Source organism: Streptomyces sp. NPDC001700 (genome assembly GCF_053596435.1).
In genome coordinates this window covers 614,132-632,792 of sequence record NZ_JBSFGE010000001.1, presented here as the reverse complement: position 1 = coordinate 632,792, position 18,661 = coordinate 614,132, and the positions used below count along the sequence as shown (strand labels likewise).

At 72.8% G+C, this 18,661-nt stretch carries 11 protein-coding genes; 3 read left to right on the top strand and 8 right to left on the bottom strand.

Annotation, left to right across the window (positions count from 1 at the left end):
* Positions 1-824: 824 nt before the first annotated feature.
* The 3 genes from ACWC5C_RS02875 to ACWC5C_RS02865 form a co-directional block, all read right to left on the bottom strand.
* Entirely contained in the window at positions 825-2,030 is a 1,206-nt protein-coding gene (locus tag ACWC5C_RS02875) for a TerD family protein (RefSeq protein ID WP_450873258.1), read from the bottom strand.
* A 69-nt stretch (positions 2,031-2,099) separates the two neighbouring features.
* Positions 2,100-2,843 carry a VOC family protein gene (locus ACWC5C_RS02870; protein WP_450873021.1) on the bottom strand — a complete coding sequence of 248 codons (744 nt, stop codon included), beginning with the start codon at positions 2,841-2,843 and terminating at the stop codon, positions 2,100-2,102.
* Positions 2,844-3,212: 369 nt separating this feature from the next.
* Entirely contained in the window at positions 3,213-4,322 is a 1,110-nt protein-coding gene (locus ACWC5C_RS02865) for a hypothetical protein (RefSeq protein ID WP_450873020.1), read from the bottom strand.
* A gap of 133 nt (positions 4,323-4,455) precedes the next feature.
* On the opposite strand from ACWC5C_RS02865, the gene ACWC5C_RS02860 reads away from it, so the two are divergent.
* Positions 4,456-5,214 (top strand): class I SAM-dependent DNA methyltransferase, encoded by a 759-nt coding sequence (locus ACWC5C_RS02860; protein WP_450873018.1) that lies wholly within the window; start codon positions 4,456-4,458, stop codon positions 5,212-5,214.
* Between the two features lie 40 nt (positions 5,215-5,254).
* Entirely contained in the window at positions 5,255-8,446 is a 3,192-nt protein-coding gene (locus ACWC5C_RS02855) for a BTAD domain-containing putative transcriptional regulator (protein ID WP_450873016.1), read from the top strand.
* On the opposite strand, the gene ACWC5C_RS02850 is transcribed toward ACWC5C_RS02855, so the two are convergent.
* The 5 genes from ACWC5C_RS02850 to ACWC5C_RS02830 all read right to left on the bottom strand — a co-directional run bounded on the left by ACWC5C_RS02850 (position 8,412) and on the right by ACWC5C_RS02830 (position 16,189).
* Positions 8,412-9,647, bottom strand: coding sequence for a cytochrome P450 (locus tag ACWC5C_RS02850; protein ID WP_450873014.1), 1,236 nt, complete (start codon positions 9,645-9,647; stop codon positions 8,412-8,414). The genes ACWC5C_RS02855 and ACWC5C_RS02850 overlap by 35 nt on opposite strands.
* 81 nt (positions 9,648-9,728) lie before the next feature.
* A complete protein-coding gene (locus ACWC5C_RS02845) occupies positions 9,729-11,852 on the bottom strand; it encodes a WD40 repeat domain-containing serine/threonine protein kinase (RefSeq protein WP_450873012.1) in 2,124 nt (707 codons plus the stop codon).
* 107 nt (positions 11,853-11,959) lie between these two features.
* Positions 11,960-12,985 carry an MsnO8 family LLM class oxidoreductase gene (locus tag ACWC5C_RS02840; protein ID WP_450873010.1) on the bottom strand — a complete coding sequence of 342 codons (1,026 nt, stop codon included), beginning with the start codon at positions 12,983-12,985 and terminating at the stop codon, positions 11,960-11,962.
* A gap of 57 nt (positions 12,986-13,042) precedes the next feature.
* Positions 13,043-14,485, bottom strand: coding sequence for an alkaline phosphatase PhoX (locus tag ACWC5C_RS02835; protein WP_450873008.1), 1,443 nt, complete (start codon positions 14,483-14,485; stop codon positions 13,043-13,045).
* Between the two features lie 174 nt (positions 14,486-14,659).
* Positions 14,660-16,189, bottom strand: a complete 1,530-nt coding sequence (locus ACWC5C_RS02830; protein WP_450873006.1) for a hypothetical protein — start codon at positions 16,187-16,189, stop codon at positions 14,660-14,662.
* A 260-nt stretch (positions 16,190-16,449) separates the two neighbouring features.
* Here ACWC5C_RS02830 and ACWC5C_RS02825 point away from each other — a divergent pair, with 260 nt between their 5' ends.
* On the top strand, positions 16,450-18,270 hold the full coding sequence (locus tag ACWC5C_RS02825; protein ID WP_450873004.1) for an endonuclease/exonuclease/phosphatase family protein: 1,821 nt from the start codon (positions 16,450-16,452) through the stop codon (positions 18,268-18,270).
* Positions 18,271-18,661: the final 391 nt, after the last annotated feature.

Sequence of the window (18,661 nt, the reverse complement as noted above, 5' to 3'; positions counted from 1 at the left end):
ACCCGCTGCCGGGCGCGCGGCGGTGGGTGGGGACAGCCTGAACCCCACTGCCGGGCGCAGGGGCGGCGGGCAGGCACACCCCAAACCCCGCTGCCGGATGCGAGGCGGCGGGCAGACACACCCCGGACCCCGCTGCCGGGCGCGCGGCGGTGGGTGGGGACAGCCTGAACCCCACTGCCGGGCGCAGGGGCGGCGGGCAGGCACACCCCAAACCCCGCTGCCGGGCAGGGACGGTGGGCGGGCCCCCCGGACCACCTGCCGGGCGCAGGGACGGTGGGCAGGCTGCCCCGGACCCCGCCTGCCGGGTGCGCGGCGGCGGGTGGGGACACCCCAATCCCCGCTCCCGGGTGCGGGGGCGGCGTGTGAGCACCCGGGCCCCGCTGCCGGGCGACGGCGGGAGAACACACACCCCAGCCCCCGCCTGCCGGGCGCGGGGGCGGTGGTCAGGCACACCCCGAACCCCGCCTGCCGGATGCGAGGCGGCAGGCAGGCACACCCCGGACCCCGCTGCCGGGTGCGGGGCGGCGGGGCCGAGGCCCCCGGCACGCCGCGCCGTCGTACCCGTATGACAGCCAAGGCCGCGCAGCCCAAGGCGGAGGCGAAGGCCGTACCGCGCCGCACCCGCACCCGCACGGCGGCCCAGCCGGAGGCCACACCCGACTCCTGCGGCGGCGGGGGCACACCCCGAAGGCCGCCGCCGGGCGCGCGGCGGTGGGTGGCGGCTTGGCCCGGGCGTGCTCCGGGCCGCCGACAGGGAGCTGCCGGGGCCGGGGGTTTCCCCCGGTTTCGGGAAGGGGCGGGGTGGGGGAAGGCCCCCGGGCGGGTTAGAGCGCCTTGCCTGCGGGCTTTGCCATTCCTCGGACCGTTCGGGAGTCGACGTACTCGCCCATCGCCGTCATCTCCCACTCACCCGAGAACTGCCGAATCAGCTTCGCCATCATCACGCCCGTCCGCGGCTCGGCATGCGTGATGTCGAAGCGGACCAGCTCCTCGTTCGTCTGGGCGTCGACCAGGCGGCAGTAGGCCTTCGCCACGTCCGTGAACTTCTGGCCGGAGAAGGAGTTGACCGTGAAGACGAGGCCCGTGACCTCCGGAGGGAGGCCGCCCAGGTGGACGGTGATGGACTCGTCGTCGCCGCCGCCCTCGCCGGTGAGGTTGTCACCGGAGTGCTGGATCGCGCCGTTCAGGATGGCCAGCTTGCCGAAGAAGCACGCGTCGATCTTCTTGCGGTCGACGCCGAAGGCGATCACGGAGGCGTCGAGGTCGATGTTCGCGCCCCGGAAGGCGGGCTCCCAGCCGAGGCCCATCTTCACGGACGACAGCATCGGGCGGCCGCCCTTGACCAGGGACACGGTCTGGTTCTTCTGGAGGTTCACCCGGCCCTTGTCCAGGTTGATCTTTCCCGAAGAGGGAGGAGCGGACGGCATGGGGGGCGGGGGGACCTGGGCCGCCGGGCCGGTGGGGGGCGCGGCCTGGGTCACCGGGGGCGCGGCCGGGGCGGCAGCAGGGGCGGCAGCGGGAGCCGCCGGGGCGGCGGGCTCCTCTACCGATACGCCGAAGTCCGTCGCGATGCCCGCCAACCCATTCGCATAGCCCTGCCCCACCGCCCGAACCTTCCAGCCCCCACCCCGCCGGTACACCTCGACGATCACGAGCGCGGTCTCCGCCCCCAGCTGCGGCGGGGTGAAGCTGGCGATCACGGCGCCGTCATCGGCCCCGCGCACGGTCGCCGTCGGCTCGGTGCCCGAGAAGGTCGCGCCGGGGGCGTCCAGGCTCGCGGTCACCACGATCTTGTCGATGTCGGGGGGCACGGCGGCGGTGTCCACGGTGATCGCGTCACCACCGCCCCCGGCCCCGGCGCGGTGGGTCACGCCGGGGCCGGTGGGCTGGTTGTAGAACACGAAGTCGTCGTCCGAGCGCACCTTGCCGTCTGCGGTGAGCAGCAGGCCCGACACGTCGAGCCGCACGGGCGCGGTGACGTCCACCGCCACGCGCGCGACGGTGAGGGGGAGGTTCGAGCCGGGAGTCATAGCGGTCATGTCCGGGGTAACGAACGTCCCCCCTTTACGGTTCCTTGACCTGCCGAGTCACCCAACGGATCAAAGCGGGGTGAGGACGCAGAACTCGTTGCCCTCCGGGTCGGCGAGGACCGTCCACGGCACGTCGTCGCTCTGGCCGATGTCGAGATCGGTGGCGCCGAGCGCCCGCAGCCGGTCCACCTCGGCCGCCTGATCGTCTCCGGGGTACGGCCGGAGGTCGAAGTGGATGCGGTTCCACACGGTCTTCGGGTCGGGCGAGCGCAGGAACTCAAGGTACGGGCCGACCCCCTGGGCGGAGCGCATCACCGCGTGATCGTCGGCCACCTCGTGCACCGTCCAGTCCATGGCCTCGCCCCAGAACCGGGCCATGGCCCGCGGATCCGCGCAGTGGGTCACCACGGCGGCCATCGGCCCGGTGTCCCGGTAGACCTCCCGGGGCTCCAGCACGCAGAACTCATTGCCCTCCGGATCGGCGAGAACCGTCCACGGCACGTCGTCGCCCTGTCCCACGTCGGCGGGCGTCGCGCCCAGCTCCAGCAGACGGCTGACCAGCTCCGTCTGATGAGCCACGGAAGTGGTGGCGAGGTCGACGTGCACACGGTTCTGCACCGTCTTGGCTTCCGGGACGCGGATGAGGTCGACGCAGAGGGCGGTGGGGTCGGGATAGGTGATGCCCCCGGGCTCGACGTTGGTCTCATCGCCCTTGTCGCCGGTGACCTCCCAGCCGAGCGCGTCCGCCCAGAACCGGCCGAGTGCGGAGTTGTCTTGAGCCTTCATCGAGATTTGAACCAGCCGCGTCGCCATGCGGCCGATCATAAGCACGCGCGGACGAGGAAGCCCCCGATTTTCCGCCTGCCCTGGCGGGGAACGGATGAGCACAACCCACCCACCGCCGCGCGCCCGGCAGCGGGGTCCGGGGTGTACCTACCCGCCGTCCCCGCACCCGGTAGTGGGGTCCCCGCCCCTACCCGAAACCGGGGATGCCCCGGCCCCCGGCGACTCCGCCCCGTTGCCCGCCGCCGGGCCTGGGCGGCTCCACCTAGCCCCGGGGCGGCCGCTCCGAGGAGTCCCGAGGTGGGGGGCCGGGGGTGTCCCCCGGTTTCGGGAAGGGGCGGGTAGGGGAACAAGCACCGGCGCGCGCCAAGGACGGCCACCGCACCACGCCAGGAGCCGTCAGCCGCGCTGGGCCTGGCGGGCGCGTTCGGCCATCATCGGGGTCAGCGAATCGAGCAAGGCGGAGTCGTCGATCTTGGCAATCACCGTGACCACCGACCCCGTCCGCACCATCGTGACGCTGACGTCCCTGTCCATGGTCAGCCCGCTGTCACCGAACGATTGCTTCTGGGGCGAGGAATACGCCCGGCTCTCGTCACCGGCCGACGGCATGGTCAGGGACTTCGCCTCCGCGCTCCGAGGGGGCGCCATCGCCGCGTAGCCCGCGTGCGCCTTCTCGACGCTGGGGTACGCGAGGACGTGGAACTCGATCCCGCCGCCGTCACCCGGGATGTACTTGACCCAGCCCGTGAAGGTCGATCCGTCGCTCCGGGACGAGGCCCCCACCCGGGGTGCGCTCGACTGCGTCCAGCCCGCCGGGAGGCTCGACCCGTCGGCGTCGGGGAGGACGCTCTCGACGGCCGCCGCGTCGGCCAGCGGCACCAGCTTCTCGGCCGCCGGGGTGCCGGAGGCCGGGGTGCCCTCGGAGCCCGAGCCGCCCGGGTCCGGGGCCGGGTCCGGGGCCCCGGACCCGGCCCCGGTGTCCCACTGGGCCCCCGGGCCACCCTGCTCCCACGTCGTCGCCCCGGGACCGTCATCCGCCGCGATCAGCCGCACCCCGCCGTACGCCGCGAAGGCGAGCAGCACGGCCATCACCACCGACAGGACAGTCAGGGCCGCCCGCCCGGAGGGGGTGTTGTTGAAGGTCATCGGCCCCAGCGAGATCTGGGTGCGCCGCACCCGCGCGCCGCCGTCGATCGTCACGCTGCCGACGACCTGCCGGGGCCCCGCGTCCGGCGGAGGCGGCGGCGGGCCCGCCAGCGCGGCGTTGAGCCGGGCCGCGAACTCCGCGTCCGCCACCATCACCGCCCGCACCGCGTCCGTGAGCCCCGCCACGGCCTCCGGGTCCTGGGGCCGGTCGTCCACGGCGCGCAGCGCCGCCTGCCCGTCGGCCGACCCGCCGAGCCGCTCCCGTACCAGGACGGAGACGGTCCGCCCGACCTCGGCCCCCACGGCCGTCACCGCCCCCGTCGCCAGATCCGTGACGATCCGCACGGCTGCCGTAGCCACCGATTCCATGACGCCCCCCGGTTCCGTCATCCTCAGTCCGCACTGCGGTTGTTCCCGCTCCTGGGGCGACGTACCAGGATGGCCGGAAAAATTGGGACGCGCCCGGCGGCACCACCGGAGTACGGTCCCCGCCATGAGCGAAGCAGACGACAAGGACGGCTACTTCGGAGGGCGCGTCGCGGCGACGTACGACGCGTCCACGGCGGAGATGTTCGAGCCGGGCGCCGTGGACCCGGTGGTCGACGTACTGGCCGAGCTGGCCGGGGACGGCCCGGCGCTGGAGCTGGGCATCGGGACGGGCCGCATCGCGCTGCCGCTCGCGGAGCGCGGCGTACCGGTCCACGGGATCGAGCTGTCCCGGGCGATGGCCGCCCGGCTGCGCGAGAAGCCGGGCGGGGACGCGATCGGGGTGACGATCGGCGACTTCGCCACCGCCCGAGCCGAGGGCACCGGCACATTCACCGTCGCCTACCTCGTCTTCAACACGATCATGAATCTGACGACGCAGGACGCCCAGGTGGCCTGCTTCCACAACGTCGCGGACCACCTCGCCCCCGGCGGCCGCTTCGTCATCGAGGTGATGGTCCCGGAGCTGCGGAAGCTGCCCCCGGGACAGCACATCGTCCCGTTCCGGGTCGACGCCGCGCGCTGGGGGTTCGACACGTACGACGTCGCCACCCAGGAGATGAGTTCGCACCACCTGTTCCTCACGGAGGACGGCCGGGCCACGTACACCCCGATGCCCTTCCGCTACGTCTGGCCCGCGGAGCTGGACCTGATGGCCCGGCTCGCCGGAATGCGGCTGCGGGACCGGTGGGAGGGCTGGGCCCGCGAGCCGTTCACGAACGACAGCCCCCGGCACGTCTCGGTGTGGGAGAAGCCCGCCGACTAGCACCGCCCGGTGCGCAAAACACCCATGGCAAAATCAGCGGGTGCAGATCGGGATGCTGGGCCCATTCGAGGTGCGCACGGACGAAGGCGACGGCGGCCTGGCCGACGTGCCGGGGGCGCGGCTGCGGGGGTTGTTGGCGGCGCTCGCGCTCACGCCGGGGCACGCGGTTCCGAAGGCGTCGCTCGTCGACTGGATCTGGGGCGAGCACCCGCCCGCCGATGCGACGAACGCCCTGCAGCGGCTGGTTTCCCGGCTGCGGAAGGCGCTGCCGGACGGGGTGATCGAGGGGCGGCCGGACGGCTACCGGCTGGCAATGGAGCCGGGCGCCGTCGACGCCGTGCGGTTCGAACGCCTCCTCAGCACAAGCCGGACATGCGCCGGGGACACCTCCCGGCGGGCGCGGCTGCTGCGCGAGGCGCTGGGGCTGTGGCGCGGCGCGGCACTGCAGGGCGTCGGTCTGCGGGACAGCGCCGCGTTCGACGCCGCGGCCGCCCGGCTGGAGGGGCTGCGGCTGACCGCCACGGAGGAGTGCGCCGACGCGGAGATCGCCCTCGGACGCGGCGCGGAGCTGGTCACGGAGCTGACCGACCTGGTGGCCGCGCACCCGGTACGGGAGCGGCTCGTCGCCGCGCTGATGCGCGCCCTCGGCGCCGCCGGTCGCGACAGCGAGGCGCTGCTGGTGTACCAGCGGGCGCGGGAGGCGCTGGCCGACGCGCTGGGCGTCGACCCCTCGCCGGAGCTGGCCGCGACGCATGTCGCGCTGCTGCGGGGCGAGTTGGGGCGGCGGGAGGAGGGCCGCAGGTCCAACCTGCGCGCCGAGCTGACCACCTTCGTCGGCAGGGGCCCCGACGTCACCACGGTCCGTCAGCTGATCGCCGAGCACCGGCTCACGACCGTGATCGGGCCGGGCGGCGCGGGAAAGACCAGGCTGGCCACGGAGACCGCGCGCACACTGCTCGGCGAACTGCCGGACGGGGCCTGGCTGGTGGAGCTGGCCGCCCTCGGCGCGGACGGCGATGTGGCGCAGGTGGCGCAGGCGGCCCTCACCGGGCTCGGCCTGCGGGACGCCCTGCTCGGCAGCGCCCCGCACGCGGAGCTGACGGACCGGCTCATCGCCGCGATCCGCGAACGGGAGGCGCTGCTGATCCTGGACAACTGCGAGCATGTGATCGAGTCGGCGGCGACGTTCGCCCACCGGGTGCTCGGGGAGTGCGGGCGGCTGCGGATCCTGGCGACGAGCCGGGAACCGCTGGGCATCACCGGTGAGGCGCTGTGGCCCGTAGAGCCGCTGGCCCTGCCGGACGCGTACCCCGGCCGCGCCGAGATGGAGTCCTCGCCCGCCGTGCGGCTGCTGCGGGACCGGGCCGGGGCGGTGCGCCGCGATCTCGCGGCCGACACCCCCACGCTGGCGACCATGGTGCGGGTCTGCCGGGCGCTGGACGGGATGCCGCTGGCGATCGAACTGGCCGCCGCCCGGCTGCGCACCCTGTCCGTCGACCAGCTCGCCCACCGGCTCGACGACCGGTTCCGGCTGCTGACCAGCGGCAGCCGCACCGCGCTGCCCCGGCACCGGACGCTGCGCGCGGCGGTCGACTGGAGCTGGGAGCTGCTCACCGACGCCGAGCGGAGGGTTCTGCGCAGGCTCGCCGTGTTCTCCGGCGGGGCCAGCCTGGAAGCCGCCGAACGAGTCTGCGCAGGCGACGCCGTCGGGCCGGAGCAGGTGCTCGAACTGCTCACCGCGCTGGCCGAGAAGTCCCTGCTGCTCGCCGAGGGCGAGAGCGGCACCGCCCCGCGCTACCGCATGAGCGGCACGATCAAGGAGTACGCCGGGCACCGGCTCGCGGAGGCGGGGGAAGCGGAGCGGGCGCGCCACGCGCACCTGGCCTACGTCACCGAGCTGGCCGAAACCGCCGAGCCGCAGCTGCGCCGCGCCGAGCAACTGGCGTGGCTGGCCACCCTGGAGGCCGAGCACGACAACATCGCCGCGGCGATGCGCGGCGCGCTCGCGGCGGGCGAGGCGCAGGCGGCGATGCGGCTCGCGGCGGCCACGGGCTGGTACTGGTGGCTCGGCGGGCACAAGACCGAGGGCCTGGAGCTGATCACCGCCGCCACCAGGACGCCCGGCGAGGTGACGGACGAGGTACGGGCCACGGTGTACGCGCTGGTCGTGCTGTTCGTGACCTCCGGGCGGGCCGACGAACGCCATGCCGCGCAGTGGATTCACGAGGCACACCGGCTGAGCCTGCGCGGTGGCCCCCACTCCCCGCTGCTGGGGCTCGTCTCCGCGCTGGAACGCCTGTTGGAGGCGCCCGGCGCGTTCCGGCCCGCGTTCGAACCGCTGCTGGACAACGAGGATCCCTGGGTGCGCGCGCTGGCCCGGCTGCAGCTGGGCAAGATGCGCGTCGTGCTCGGCCTGGGCGGGCAGGACGGCGAGGTCGCCGACGCGTATCTGGAGGCGGCGCTCGCCGAGTTCCGGGCGCTCGGCGAGCGGTTCGGGATCTCGTTCGCCCGGACCGAGCTGGCGGACCGGATCGCCATGCGCGGCGAACTCGCCGGTGCGTGCGAGCACTACGAACAGGCGATCGCGGTCGTCGCCGAGGTCGGTGCCACCGAGGACGTCATCCGGATGCGGGCGCGGCAGGCGCAGCTGTACTGGCTGCTGGGCGACCAGGACGCGAGCGCGGCCGCGATCGCCGAGGCGCAGCGGTGCGCGGAGCGGGTCACCTGGCCGGACGCGCTGGCCGAGCTGGCCTTCGCGAAGGCGGGACTCGCCCGGTGGCGCGGCGACGCCGAGGAGGCGCGCGAACAACTCGGCGTCGCGACGGCCCTGCTGGGCGACGAGGCGGAGCAGCCGCACATCCGCGCGATGACGCACGACCTGCTCGGCTATCTCGCCGACGACCTCGGCGAGGCCCGGGCGCACCGCGCGGCGGCCTGCGCGGCGGCGGCCGAGGCGGGCCATCCGCTGGGCATCGCGCAGGTGCTCGTCGGGGTCGCGGACCTGGCGCTGCGCGACGGCGAGCCCGAGCAGGCCGCGCGGCTGCTCGCGGCGAGCACGGACGTACGCGGTCTGCGGGACCACTCCCACCCGGACGAGGCCCGGATCGAGCAGACCGTACGGCGTCTCCTCGGCGAGGTGCCGTTCACCGAGGCGGCCCGGGAGGGGACCCGGACCAGCTGGTCGCGGCTGGCTGAGGTCACGCTGTCCCGTCGCTCGGTTCCGTCCAGGTGACCGGCAACGCGTGAACGCCGTAGATGTTCATATCCGTCTTGAGTTTCACCTCATCGGCGGGAATGGCCAGCTTGAGGGTCGGAAAGCGGCGCAGCAGACCGGCGAAACCGGCGCGCATCTCGATGCGGGCCAGCTGCTGGCCGAGACATTGGTGAATGCCGTGCCCGAAGGTCATATGGCCGCGGGCCTTGCGGTGGATATCCAGGACATCGGGGTTGTCGAAGCGCCGGGGGTCGCGGTTGGCGGCCAGCAAGGAGACAACGACGGTCGATCCCTTGGGGATGGTCTCGCCGCAGAGTTCGATGTCCTCCGTGGCGTAGCGATAGAAGGTGTCGGCAATGGACAGATAGCGCAGCAGTTCCTCCACGGCGCCGGGAAACAGCTCCGGATCGGCGCGCAATTCCGCCAGCTGCTCGGGGTGTTCCAGGAGCGCGAAGGTGCCCAGCGCCAGCATATTGGCGGTGGTCTCGTGGCCCGCGAACAGCAGCAGGAAGCCGATACCGGCCAGTTCCTCGATGGTGAGGTCGTCATGGCGGGCCAGGTCGGACAGGAGGTCGTCGCCGGGGGTGGCACGTTTTTGGGTGACCAGTTCGGTCAGATACGTCATCAGTGCGGTGTACGCGGCGATCTTCTCGTCGATCGTCACGTCCTTTTCCAGGAATTTGGCGGAGTTGACCTGGAAGGTCTCCCGGTCCTCGTAAGGGGCACCGAGCAGTTCGCAGATCACCAGCGACGGCACCGGCAGCGCGAATTCCTTGACCAGGTCGACCGGCGGGGCAAGGCGCGCCAGCTCGTCCAATTGCCGCTCGGCGATCTCGGTGATGCGCTCTTCGAGCTGCTTCATGCGTTTGACGGTGAACGCGCCGGTGAGCTTGCGCCGCAGCCGGGTGTGGTCCGGCGGGTCCATGGCGATGAACAGCCCCGGCTCCTGCGGGGACGGTTCGGTGGGGGTCGGCATGCCGGGCGTATCGAACGGCACATGCAGAATGCCGATGTCCTGGCGGGAGCTGAACCGGGTGTCGGCCATGAGCTGGCGGACCGCCTCGTAGCCGGTGACGATCCAGCCCTCGTGACCGTCGGGGAAGACCATGGGGCAGACAGGACGGGCCTCCCGCAGCCGGGTGATGTCGCGAGGCGGGTCGAAGGGGCCCGCGTCGCGCTCTGTGGGGAGGACGCGCAGGGTGGGAACCGTCTCGCTCATCGATGGTCCTTTCGTGGCGGCTGTTGCGACCACGATCACCGAACGGTCTGACATCCCGCTGTCACGCCCCTGACGCGGGGCTCACTTGGGAGTTTTCCACAGCCGTACCGTGTGGGCCCTGGCGTCGTTGCCCGCGACGAGCCGCCCGTCCGGGCTGAAGGCCACGTCCTGGATCTCGTGGTCTCCCCCCTGTGTGTCGACCGACAGGATGGCGCGTGGTTTATGGCTGGCCACGTTCCACAGCAGCACTCCGTTTTTGGCGGGGGTGGCGAGCGTCTTGCCGTCCGGGCTGAACGCCAGGTGCTCGACCGTGCCCTGGTAGTAGTCGCTGAGGATGGCTGTGCGGCGGCCGGTGGCCACGTCCCACAGCCGCACATCGCCGACGGAACTGCCGGTGGCGAGGGTCTTGCCATCCGGGCTGAACGCCACGCTCAAGACCCCTTGGGGCGTGGAGAAGGTGGCACGTGGATCGCCTTGGCCGTGCGGCTCCGGGTCACGGCCCGCCACGTCCCACAGCAGCGCCGCGTGCTTCGGGGTGAGATTGCTGTCGGAGTCGTCACCCGCGGAGACCAGCGTCCGGCCGTCCGGGCTGAAGGCCACATCTTTCACTCGCGTGCCGGGGTCGAAGAAGGCGAGTGACTCGTCCCCGCGGCCGTTGGTGTCCCACAGGTCCACCGCCTTGCTCTCGTCGCCGGTGGCGAACAGCTTGCCGTCCGGGCTGAAGGCCACGCTTTCGCCGCTGCCATAGAGGAACCGGATCTGCCGGTGCTCGGCCACGTCCCACAGGGTCACCCAGCCGGTCGAATTGGCGGCGGCGAGGACCTTGCCGCCACGGCTGAGCGCCACGTCGCGGATCTCAAACCCCTCATTGCCGACGCCGTCGCGTTGGGTGAAGGTGGCTTTGACTTTGCGGCTGGCGACATCCCACAGCCGCACCTTGCCCTCGTAGCTGCCGGTGGCGAGCGTCTTGCCATCCGGACTGAACGCCATGCCCCCGGCCGCCCCGGACTTCCCGGTGGGGCCGATGGAGGTTGTGGGCGCGAACGAGCGATAGGGGAGGCTGGGGCCTCGGTCGGGGGAAGAGTCGGGGAGGTAGACGGCGATCAGGATGATGGCGAGGACGAAGATCCCGACTCCGCCGAGCACGAGGGGAAACCCCGGGGCGGGAACGGTGAGGGGGTCCGCCGGAGCGGGCGGCGGCGGTACGGGGGCGGGGGGCTCGGAGCCGCGCGGCGACCGTGCGGTACGGGTCTCGGCGTCGGGCGAGCCGGGGGCGTGGGGCGCGCCCGGGGCGTTCGGTGTCACGGGCTCGGCCCCTGACAGCGACACGGCGGTACGGGTGTGGGCGTCGGCGATGTCCGCCCCGGACACCCTTCGGCACAGCTCGATGACCTCGGCCGGGGTCGGCCGCCGCTCCGGGTCCTTCTCCAGGCAGCGGGCGGCGATGGCCCGGACGGGCTCGGGGCAGCCGTCGAGGTCGGGAGCCTGTTCCAGGACGCGGTAGATCACGGCGTGGTCGGCGCCGCCGCCGAAAGGGAGCCGCCCGGTGGCGGCGAAGTGGGCGACGCCCCCGAGGGCGAACACATCACCGGCCTCGGTGACGCTCTGCCCCCTGATGTACTCGGGCGCCATATAGGCGGGCGTACCCGTACGCATTCCGGTGGCGGTCACCGACGTGACGTCCGCGGCCCGCGCGATACCGAAGTCGATGACCTTGGGCCCGTCACCGGTGAGGATGATGTTGGACGGCTTCAGGTCGCGGTGGATCACACCGGCCGCGTGGATGGACTGCAGGGCTTCGGCCACCCTGGCGACCAGGCCCACCACCGTGTCGACCGACAGCGGCTCCCCGTCGGCCACCGCCTGCTGCAGCGAAGGCCCGGGGACGTAGGCCGTGGCCAGCCACGGCTCGTCGGCCTGGAGGTCCGCGTCGACCACCGGCACCGTGTAGAGACCCTGCACCCGCCGGGCCGCCGCCACCTCCTGCTCGAACCGCTTGCGGAACGACGCGTCGCCCGCGTACTCGCGGTGCACCACCTTGACCGCCACCGCGCTCCCGGCGGGCGTACGCCCCAGGTACACGCGGCCCATCCCGCCCGCGCCGAGCACCCCCTCCAGCCGGTACGGACCGGTCCGGGCGGGGTCGCCAGGCCCCAGTGGGCGCGGTGTCGGCGGCGCGGTCGGCCAGCCCAGTTGTCGGGACATTCCGACTTTCACCCCCGTTGAACTGCCGCCCCTTGTCCGGGCAAGCGAGCGACAGCGTAAACGAACCCGGGACCCCCGGAAAGATCTACCCCCGGTACGCCGAGGGGCTAGGCGGACACCGGAGCCCCCGCCAGGCCCGCCACCCGGGCCAGCCGCCGGTACGAGTCGAGGAGGGCGTCGCGGTCGTACGTACTCGTCGTCACCAGCACCTCGTCCGCGCCGCTGAGCCCGATCAGCTCGTCCAGGGCGGCGGCCACCTCGTCCTCCGTGCCGTACAGCTGGCCGCTCAGCCCCTCTTCGTAGAAGCCGCGCTCCTTCTCGGACATCTCCAGCGCGGCGATCTCCTCGGGCGGGGTGAGCCGTGGGAAGGTGCCACGGGTGCGGGAGTGGGCCATCGCCCAGGCCTCGGGGGCGAGGAGGCGGCGCGCCTCGTCGGCCGTGTCGGCGACCGCCACGTTGCCGGATACGACGACGTACGGCGCGGACGACCACGCGGAGGGCCGGAAGCCCGCCCGGTAGCGGTCGATCGCGCGCAGCATCCGGTCCCGGCCGCGCAGATCGCCGATGACCAGCCCCAGCCCCGCCTCGGCCGCCACCTCCGCGCCCGCGCCCGTCGCCAGGACGAAGGCGGGCAGGGTCAGGCCCTCCGCCGGGTGGGCGTGGACCTGGGGGTACGCGCGCTGCTCGCCGGTGAACCAGCCCAGCAGCTCGGCCAGTTGCGCGCCGAAGTCCCGCGCGGCGTCCTTCTCGGCGCCGAGCGCCCGCCGGATTCCGTCCGTGAAGCCGACCGAGCGGCCGAGGCCCATGTCGATCCGGCCGGGGAAGAGGGAGGCCAGCACCCCGAACTGCTCCGCCACCACCAGCGGGCGGTGATTCGGCAGCATCACGCCGCCCGTGCCCACCCGGATGCGGTGCGTCGCCGCCGCGACGGCGGCCGCCAGCACGGTCGGCGCCGATCCGGCGACGCCGGGGACGCTGTGGTGCTCCGAGACCCAGAAACGCCTGTAGCCGAGAGCCTCGGCCTGCCGCGCGAACCGCACGGTGTCGCGCAGCGCCTCGGACCGCTCCCGCCCCTGCCGGGTGCGGGAGCGGTCCAGGATGGAGAAGGGGACGTTACGAAGCCACGAGGTCACCTACGCGTCAACGCACACGCCCGCCCGCCGGATTCCCCAGGTCTTGCAGCGACGCACTCAGCCCTGACGGCGCCAGGGGCCGGTGATCGCCAGCATGATGCCGGGGACCTGGATGTTCGCGTACAGGGTCCGCCCGTCGGGCGAGAAGACCACGCCGGTGAACTCGCTGAACTCCGGCTCCTCCGCCGAGCCGATGTTCAGGTCGTTGCGCGCGATCGGGTACGTACGGCCGTCGTCCGTCGCCCCGAACAGGTGCTGGATGCCCTCGCCGTCCTCGGCGATCACCAGACCGCCGTACGGCGAGACCGTGATGTTGTCCGGGCCGTCGAACGCGCCGTCCTTCGACGGGTCCGGGTTGACGCCCAGCAGCACCTTGAGGGTGAGGGTGCGGCGCTTGGGGTCGTAGAACCAGACCTGGCCGTCGTGCTGGGCCGGGCTCTCCTCACGGGCGTACGAGGAGACGATGTACGCGCCTCCGTCGGCCCACCACATGCCCTCCAGCTTGCGCGCCCGGGTGATCTCGCCGTCCTTGAACTGCTTCCGGACGGAGACGGACTTGGCGTCGCGGTCCGGCACCGGCTCCCAGTCCACGCCGTAGACCGTGCCGGTCTTGGTGGCGCGGGACAGGTCGTCCACGAACTTGCCGCCGGAGTCGTAGCACCGGGGCGCCTGGAGCACGCCCGCGTCGTCCTTCAGGGTGCGCAGTCGGCCCCGGCCGTGCTCGAAGCCGTGCGGCGGGACCCAGCGGTAGAGGAGACCGTTCGGGCCGGAGGCGTCCTCGGTGAGGTAGAGGTGGCCGCGCTTGGGGTCGACGACGACCGCCTCGTGCGCGTACCGGCCCAGCGCCTTGATCGGCTTGGGGTCACGGTTCGCCTCGCGGTCGATCGGGTCGACCTCGAAGACGTAGCCGTGATCCTTGGTCATGCCCTTCTGACCGGCCTTGTCCTCGGTCTCCTCGCAGGTCAGCCAGGTGCCCCAGGGAGTGCGCCCGCCCGCGCAGTTGGTGGCGGTGCCCGCGATGCCCACCCACTCGGTGACGTGGTCGCCGTGCTTGGCGACCTCGACCACGGTGCAGCCGCCGGACGCCGCCGGGTCGTAGACCAGGCCGTCGATCAGCGGGACCGGGTGCGGCCAGTCCTTGCGGGGACCGGCCAGCTCGTGGTTGTTGACCAGCAGCGTCGCGCCTCGGCGGCCCTCGAAGGTGGCGGTGCCGTCGTGGTTGGACGGGGTCGTCTCGCCGGACTCCAGCTTTGTCTCGCCGGTGCGGGTGATGATCCGGTACGTGAAGCCCTTGGGCAGGGCCAGGAGGCCCTTGGGGTCGGCGACGAGCGGGCCGTAGCCGAGCCGGGCGGCGCCGCCTCCCTGGTCCGCGTCGGTGTCGGCGACCTCGGTCGCCAGCGCGCCGGGCGCGGTGCCGAGCACACCCGCGCTCCCGACCAGGGCGAACCCGGCCCCGGTGTACGCGGAGCGCTTCGCGAAATCTCTTCGAGTGACGGCCATCTTCATCTCCTGAGCGGCAAGGGCCTGGCGGCGGACGCCATGCTGTGCGCTGCTGCGCACTGCGCGCATAGATTTTCGCCCTAGACCGAACAACAGTTGAACGGAATGAGACATCGACGGACCAAACGGGCCCGTCGATGTCTCGTTATCCGCTATCTGCCTATCTGCCGGCCGTCACGCCCGGGAGCGGGCCTTGAACGCGGCCTTCCGGGCCTCCTTCGCGGCCTTCTTGTCCGGGTGCAGCCGCCCCATCGCCTCCAGCACGTCGGCCGTCGCCGGGTGGTCCACCTTCCAGGCCGACTCGAAGAAGCCGCCGGACTGGTCCACCAGCCCACGCACCAGGTCCCGCAGCTCCTCGGAGTCGTCCTCCGTGGCGAGCTGCGCGGCCAGGGTGTCCACCGTCAGCCAGAAGACCATGGTCTCCGACGGCTCCGGGATGTCCTTCGCGCCGTGCTCGGCCAGCCAGACCCGGGCCAGCCCGCCCAGGTGACGGTCGTCCAGCACCTCGCGCAGCGCGGGCTCGGCCGCGCCGCCGACCAGCGACAGCGTCTGCTGGCAGGTGAGGCGGCGCAGCGGGGCGTCCTCGTCGTCACCACGGGCGGCGGCCAGGAGTTCCCGGGCGGCCTCCTCGGGCGTACGGCGGCCGAGCCACAGCTCGGCCTCGGCGTGGGCGGCGGGCTCGGGGTGGCCGGGGAGGGCGTCCAGCAGGACGTCCGCGCCCTTGTCGGCCAGGTCGCCGACGACCGGGGCGTCGACGCCCGCGTCGAGCATGCGGGAGCGGACCGCGTAGACGCCGAGGGGGGTGAGGCGGACCATGCCGTAGCGGGACACGTCCTCCTCGTCGTCCTGCGGCTGCTCCCGCGCCGGGTCGGACTCCTGGAATCGGACCTCGCCGTCGACCTCCTCGATCAGCGCCTCGTCCACCGGCTGGTAGTCGATCAGGCCGGTCGGGGCGAGCAGCCGGAACTGGTCGTCCAGCCGCACCATCGCCTCCGACACCTCTTCGAGGATGTCGTCGGTCGGCTCGTCCATGTCGTCGGGGACGACCATGGAGGCGACGAGCGCGGGCAGCGGCACCGAGCCGACGGCCGCCTCCTCGTCCATGGCGGTGAGCAGGTAGAGGTTGCCGAGGATCCCGTCCAGGAACTCGCCCTCCTCCTCCGGGTTCCAGTCGATCGAGTCGAGGTCGATCTCGCCGCCCTCGCTGATCTGGTCCACGATGTCGGCGAGGTCGGGTGCGGCGGCGTCGGCGAGGACGGTCTCGAAGCCGTCGAGCCAGATGTCGAGGACGTCCTGCGGGCTGCCGCCGGTGATCAGCTCCAGCTCTTCGCCGCTGATCGCGGTGGCGGTGGGCTCGCTTTCGCCGTCGGCCGCGGTGTCGTCGTCGTCCGCTTGATCGTGGTTCTCCGTGGACTCCTGGATCGCGGACTCCTGGATCGCCACCAGCCCGGTGTCGACGGCCAGCTGCCACGCCTGGGCGACGTGGTCGGGCCCGTCCTCGTCCGCCGCGAGGTCCAGCAGCTCTACGGCCGCCCGCAGATCGTCAGCCGACAGCACGCCCCCCGCCGCCACCGGCTTTCCGGGCTCGGCCCAGCGGGCGAGCCGCACCGCACGGGCGAGGAGCGGCGCGGCGAGCGCGTCCCTGGCGAGTTCCGCGTCGGTGCGGAGCCGCACGGGCGGCATGGTGGGGCGGTCTCCTGGCATATGCGGAAGTCTCCTCGGCGCATGGCGGTACGGGGGTACGAGGCGCGCGGCCCGACCCCCCAGCGTAGACGGAACGCGGGGGCAGTTTCGTCCCGATGTGGCCGCCCACCGCGTTCCCCCACGCGGTGACGTGTCTGTTCATCCGGCGGCCCGGGCCCGTACACCTGACCGGTCTTGACAACTGTTGTGCGGAGACAAGAGATTGACGCGCGTAGAGGCCACCTTGTCCCTCTGTTCACTCCGCACCGGAGGCCATCACCATGTCCCCACGCGCCCGGCGTACGTCTGTCGCCGTCACCGTCACCGCTGTAGCGGCGGGCCTGCTCGTAGGCCCGTCGTCCGCGTTCGCCGCCCCGACCGTGGATGCGACCCGCATCCACGACATCCAGGGCCACACCCGGATATCCCCGCTGGCCGGGAAGCAGGTGACCGACGTCTCCGGCACGGTCACGGCGGTGCGCACCTTCGGCTCGTCGCGCGGCTTCTGGGTCCAGGACCCCCGGCCGGACGCCGACCCGGCGACCAGCGAGGCGATCTTCGTCTTCACCGGCTCGACCACGCCGTCCGTCGCGGTCGGGGACGCGGTGCTGGTCAGCGGGACGGTGAGCGAGTACTACCCGGGCGGGGCGGCGGCCGGTCTCCAGTCCCTGACCGAGATCTCCAAGGCGAGCTGGACGGTCCAGTCGCAGGGGAACGCCCTCCCCGCCGCCTACCGCCTCAACCCCTCCACCGTCCCCGACCGGTACACCCCCGGCGGCGCCCTGGAGGGCCCGGAGCTGCGGCCGCGTTCGTACGCGCTGGACCGGTACGAGTCGCTGGAGGGCATGCGGGTGTCGGTCGCCGACGCGCCCGTGGTCGGCGCGACGACTACGTACAAGGAGCTGTGGGTCACCGCCGAACCGCGCCACAAGCGCACCGCGCGCGGCGGCGCCCTCTACGACACGTACCGCGACCCGAACGCGGGCCGTCTGAAAATCGCCTCCCTCCTCCCCTACGCCGAGCACCCCTTCCCGGCGGCCGACGTCGGCGACGAGCTGACCGGGACGACGGCCGGGCCGCTGGACTACGACAACTTCGGCGGCTACACGATCGCGGCGAGTGCGCTGGGGACGCTGGAGGACCACGGGCTGGAGCGGGAGCGCACCCGCAAGCAGAAGTCCGGCGAGCTGTCGGTCGCGACCTACAACGTCGAGAACCTCTCCCCCAAGACCGCCCAGTCGAAGTTCGACCGCCTGGCGTCCGGCCTGGTCGACAACCTCGCCTCGCCCGACATCGTCGCCCTGGAGGAGGTCCAGGACGACAACGGCGCCACGAACGACAGTGTCGTGAGCGCCGACGCCACCCTGAAGAAGCTCACCGACGCCATAGCCGCCGCCGGTGGCCCGTCGTACTCATGGCGGCAGATCAACCCGGCGGACGACCAGGACGGCGGCGAGCCGGGCGGCAACATCCGCGTCGCGTTCCTCTACAACCCGAAGCGGGTCTCCTTCACCGACGCCCCAGGCGGCGACGCGACAACACCGGTCAAGGTCCTTCAGAAGAACGGGGAAGCAACCCTCTCCACCTCCCCAGGCCGCATAGACCCCGGCAGCGACGTATGGCAGGCCAGCCGCAAACCGCTGGTCGGGCAGTTCGCCTTCCGGGGCCGCCCGGTGTTCGTGGTCGCCAACCACTTCAACTCCAAGGGCGGCGACCAGGGCCTCGACGCCCGCGTCCAGCCGCCGGTCCGCTCCTCGGAGACCCAGCGCACGGGCCAGGCGGGGGCGGTCAACACCTTCGTCAAGTCCCTGCTGGCCGCCGACCCGAAGGCGGCGGTGGTCGTCGCGGGCGACCTCAACGACTACCAGTTCTCCCCCGCCCTCTCCGCCCTGACGAAGGGCGGCGTCCTGACCGACCTGGTGACCCGCCTCCCGCGCGACGAGCGCTACGGCTACGTCTACAACGGCAACTCCCAGGTCCTGGACCACATCCTCACCAGCCGCGCCCTCCGCGCCCCGGACTACGACATCGTCCACATCAACGCGGAATTCACCGACCAATCGAGCGACCACGACCCCCAGATAGTCCGCGTCCGCCCCTGACCGGGTACCGGCGGCTGACGCAGAGGCGATAGTCCCCCTCCCCGCCCCTTCCCGAAACCGGGGGACACCCCCGGCCCCCGGGGTCCTCACATTCGGCTGGGGCCGGTGGGATGGACCCCGACGCGGACGGGACCCGGCGGCGCCGGGCAGACCCACCGCCGCCCGGGGCGAGCTGTCGGAGGCGGGGCCCCATTCCGGGAAGGGGCAGGCTCAGGGGAAAGCCCCCAGCCCCGCCCCACACCAACCGCCCGGGGCACAACCCCAGGGTTGGGAAGGGGGCGCCCTTCGCCGTGGCCCCCGGGCGCAGCCCGGGTTCGGGGGTCCGGGGGCGCAGCACCCGGATACGGGGAGGGGCGGGGTGGGGGAAACTCCCCCGGCCCACCTCACGCCA